General features: G+C 66.9%; 3 protein-coding genes and 1 pseudogene. 2 read left to right on the forward strand and 2 right to left on the reverse strand.

The annotated features are described in order from the left end of the window. Nucleotides 1–244: pseudogene (locus tag UK23_RS52995) on the forward strand (DUF2236 domain-containing protein); the annotation flags it as partial. On the opposite strand, the gene UK23_RS28910 reads toward UK23_RS52995, so the two are convergent. Both UK23_RS28910 and UK23_RS28915 read right to left on the reverse strand, forming a co-directional pair. After that, nucleotides 241–1,293 (reverse strand): hypothetical protein, encoded by a 1,053-nt coding sequence (locus UK23_RS28910; RefSeq protein WP_045314826.1) that lies wholly within the window; start codon nt 1,291–1,293, stop codon nt 241–243. The pseudogene UK23_RS52995 and the gene UK23_RS28910 overlap by 4 nt on opposite strands. Nucleotides 1,294–1,304: 11 nt before the next feature. Continuing rightward, nucleotides 1,305–2,069, reverse strand: a complete 765-nt coding sequence (locus UK23_RS28915) for an alpha/beta fold hydrolase (protein WP_045314827.1) — start codon at nt 2,067–2,069, stop codon at nt 1,305–1,307. 108 nt (nt 2,070–2,177) lie between these two features. On the opposite strand from UK23_RS28915, the gene UK23_RS28920 reads away from it, so the two are divergent. Then, nucleotides 2,178–3,569 carry a chitinase gene (locus UK23_RS28920; RefSeq protein ID WP_330770314.1) on the forward strand — a complete coding sequence of 464 codons (1,392 nt, stop codon included), beginning with the start codon at nt 2,178–2,180 and terminating at the stop codon, nt 3,567–3,569. Nucleotides 3,570–3,681 lie beyond the last annotated feature (112 nt).

Genomic DNA, 3,681 nt, shown 5'->3' on the forward strand with positions numbered 1-3,681 from the left:
CTACCGGGCCGAGCTGAAGAGCACCCGCGAGGCACGGGAAGCGGCCCGGTTCCTGCTGCTCAAAGCGCCTTTGCCGATGCTCGCCAAAGGCCCGTACGCGATCTTGTCCGCCACGGCTGTCGCGAGCCTGCCGGTGTGGGCCAGGATTCCGCTGCGGCTGCCGTACCTGCCGATCGCCGAGGCCACCGGCGTGCGGTTCGCAGGCCACGCGTTGATGCGCGGCCTGCGCTGGGTCACGAACTAACGGAAGTCGCTGATCCGCAACACCGTGAGCATGTCGCTCTCACGCGGGTCGGGGATGTCGTTGTGCGGGTAGAACGACCCCTCGACGGCCACCCAGCCGTGGAAGTCGCCGTCGTCGTCGAGGATCTGCAGCATCGGCTTCACGTGGGAGTTGCCGGAGTAGCACTTCTCGATGTCGGAGCCGTTCGACTTCCTGGTCAGGCAGGTGCACCAGTGCCACCAGGTGTCCCGGCGGTCGCCGCTGGAGATCCGCTGGACGTAGTTCTGGATCGACCTGTCGTTGATCGCGCTGCCGCCGCCGGTGCCGGGGCAGCTCGGGCTCTCCTGGCAGGCGGTCTTCGGGTTGGTCAGGAGGTAGGTCAGGCACCAGGTCGTGGTCGTGCAGGTCCGGTACTTCCCGACCTCGAACGGCTCGTCCTGGACATAGGCGATCTTGTCGTGCGCCCAGCCCCACTGCTCCAGCCGGAGCGCGCCGGGAAAGCTCCGCACTGTCGCCATCGAGCGGCCGGTGCTCAGCGAGGCGTTGCTGCCGTAGGCGTAGCCGGTGGTGGCGAGGGAGTTGAACGTCATGTCCAGCCGGACGAGCTTGTTGTCGGCGCGGGGCGTGATGGTCCACTGCTCGGTCCAGGTCTGGGCGGTCCGCCACCTGATGTGCAGTTTGCTGCCGTCGACCGAGTAGTCACCGGTCTTCGTCGGCTCGGTGGGATCGCCGAGGAAGCCACCGGCGGTCTTCACCTCGCAGGCGCGCACCACGGTCTGGCCGACCGCCTGCGCGTCGGTGGAGCACGAGCCGTTGGGCGTCGTCCCGGTGTCCTGACGTGCGACGGGGTGCCGTTGCCACCACAGGTAGGTCCGTGCTGTCACGGTGCCGGTGGCGGAGAACGTGTAGTCGCCCAGCCGCACCCAGTTGTCCCGCTCGCTGCCGGCCTTCAACGAGCCGAGCGCGACGACGAAGTTCGTCTTGCCGCCCGGCAGTGCGGCGGCCGTGGCCGGTGTGGTCAGGAGGGCGAGCAGCGACAGCACGAGCAGGACGAACGGCGTTTTGCGCATGGATCCCCCAGTCAGCTCTGCAGGAAGTCCACCACAAGTGGGGTCGCTTCGTCCTTGAACTCCTCGAAGTAGCCGTGTCGTGCGCCTTCGATGAGGTGCATGCGCGCGTTGGGGATCCGCTCGGTGATGAGGGGAGCGTTGGCCGTGGGGTTGAAGATGTCGTCGGTCCCGTGCACGACGAGCGTCGGCGCGGTGATCGACGGCAGCACGTCCCACGCGTCGTGCTCGGCGCTCGCGAAGAGGTGCAGCTTCTTGGCGTAAGGCGGCATCTGAGGGTCGCCGAGTGTGTTGTAAGGGCCTTGGTAGGCAGGCGTGTACATCAGTTCTTCCAACGCGCGGCGCGCCTTCATCGGGTCGGTCTGCGCCAGCGACTTGCGCACCTCGGCGCTGCGCTCGATCCCGTGCGGCCCGCCGGGGGAGGTGCAGCCGAGCACCAGCCGTTCGACCCTCGAGCCGTGGGACGCCGCGATCCACTGCGCGATCCGGCCGCCCATCGAGGTGCCGTAGACGTGCGCCTTGCCGATGCCGGCGTCGCCGAGGATCGCGATGCAGTCCGCGGCGAACTGCTTGGTGCTGTAAGAGGTTTCGGGCTTGTCGCTGGAACCGGTTCCGCGGTGGTCGGTGACGATCGTCGTGAACTGGGTGGAGAAGTCCGCGCGCACCTGTGACCACCAGCGGGACGAGTTGGACTGGCCCGCGATCAGCAGCAGGGGAGGACCGGAGCCCTCGACCGAGTAGAAGAGCCTGGTTCCGTCCGCGGCACGAGCGTGAGTCACGACTGGACAGCCTAGAACCTTGACTTCCGAGTTGATGGTCTAGTCCAATTCGCCGGAGAACAATCACTGACCCCCTGCCGGCCGCCAACGCATGAGGGATGGAAGCTGATGCAGCTCTTCGCTCGAATAAGCGCGGTGGCCGCACTGGTGCTCGGCACCGTGATCGTGAGCCTCGCCCCTGCCAGCGCCGCCGGTGTCACGGCGACGTTCTCCAAGCAGTCCTGGGACACCGGGTACACCGCCACGGTGACGATCAAGAACGAGACCAGCGCGGCCATCAGCTCCTGGAAGGTCGAGTTCGACTACCCGGCGTCCACGTCCGCCGGTGCCTACTGGGACTCGCTGCTCACCAAGAGCGGCAACCACTACGCGTTCGTCAACCGCGAGTACAACGGCTCGGTCGCGCCCGGTGCGAGCGTGTCGTTCGGTTTCAACGCCACCGGCACCGCAGACCCGGCGAACTGCAAGATCAACGGTGCGGCGTGCACGGGCGGTACGCCGCCTACGACCTCAACGACAACCACCACCCCTACGACCACCACCACCACCACCACGACCGGCCCGCCTCCCACGGGGTCGTTGCCGCGCAAGGTGCTCGTCGGCTACCTCCACGCGAGCTTCGCCAACGGTTCCGGCTACATCCCGATGAAGGACGTGCCGGACGAGTGGGACGTCATCAACCTGTCGTTCGCCGAGCCGACCAGCTCGACGTCCGGTGAGCTGCGGTTCGCGCAGTGCCCGGTGGCGGAGTGCCCGAACGTCGAGTCCGAGGCCGACTTCATCGCGGGCATCAGGGCCCAGCAGGCCAAGGGCAAGAAGGTGCTGATCTCCATCGGCGGCCAGAACGGCCAGGTGCGGCTGGAGACCACGGCCGCGCGCGACGCGTTCGTGCGGTCGGTCGGCGCGATCATCGACAAGTACGGCCTGAACGGGCTCGACGTCGACTTCGAGGGCCACTCGCTGTCGCTCAACTCCGGTGACGTCGACTTCAAGAACCCGACCACGCCGGTGATCGTGAACCTGATCTCGGCGCTGCGGTCGCTGAAGTCCCGTTATGGCGCGAGTTTCGTGCTCACGATGGCGCCGGAGACGTTCTTCGTGCAGGTCGGCTACCAGTTCTACGGCGGTGCGGGCGGCGGCGACGCGCGCACGGGTGCGTACCTGCCGGTGATCGAGGCGATGCGCAACGACCTGACGTTGCTGCACGTGCAGGACTACAACTCCGGCCCCGTGATGGGCCTGGACAACCAGTACCACAACATGGGCGGCGCGGACTTCCACGTCGCGATGACCGACATGGTGCTCGCCGGGTTCCCGGTGCGCGGTGACGCCTCGAAGTTCTTCACGGGGCTGCGGCAGGACCAGGTCGCGATCGGCCTGCCCGCCGCGCAGTACGCGGGCAACGGGTTCACGTCCACACCGCGCTCGACTGCCTCACCAAGGGTTCGAACTGCGGCAGCTACCGCCCGAAGGGCACCTATCCGAACCTGCGCGGCCTGATGACCTGGTCCATCAACTGGGACAAGTACAACAACTACGAGTTCTCCAAGTCCCACCGCGCCTACCTCCCCCGTTAAAACGATGAAGGGAACCTTCATCCACCTGAGGTGGA

The sequence above is a fragment of the Lentzea aerocolonigenes genome, from assembly GCF_000955955.1.
Taxonomy (GTDB): Bacteria; Actinomycetota; Actinomycetes; order Mycobacteriales; family Pseudonocardiaceae; genus Lentzea; species Lentzea aerocolonigenes_A.

Excerpts from the sequence above, each read along its gene's own strand:
- UK23_RS28910 (WP_045314826.1), bottom strand. The coding sequence starts at position 1,293 with ATGCGCAAAACGCCGTTCGTCCTGCTCGTGCTGTCGCTGCTCGCCCTC.
- UK23_RS28920 (WP_330770314.1), top strand. The coding sequence starts at position 2,178 with ATGCAGCTCTTCGCTCGAATAAGCGCGGTGGCCGCACTGGTGCTCGGC.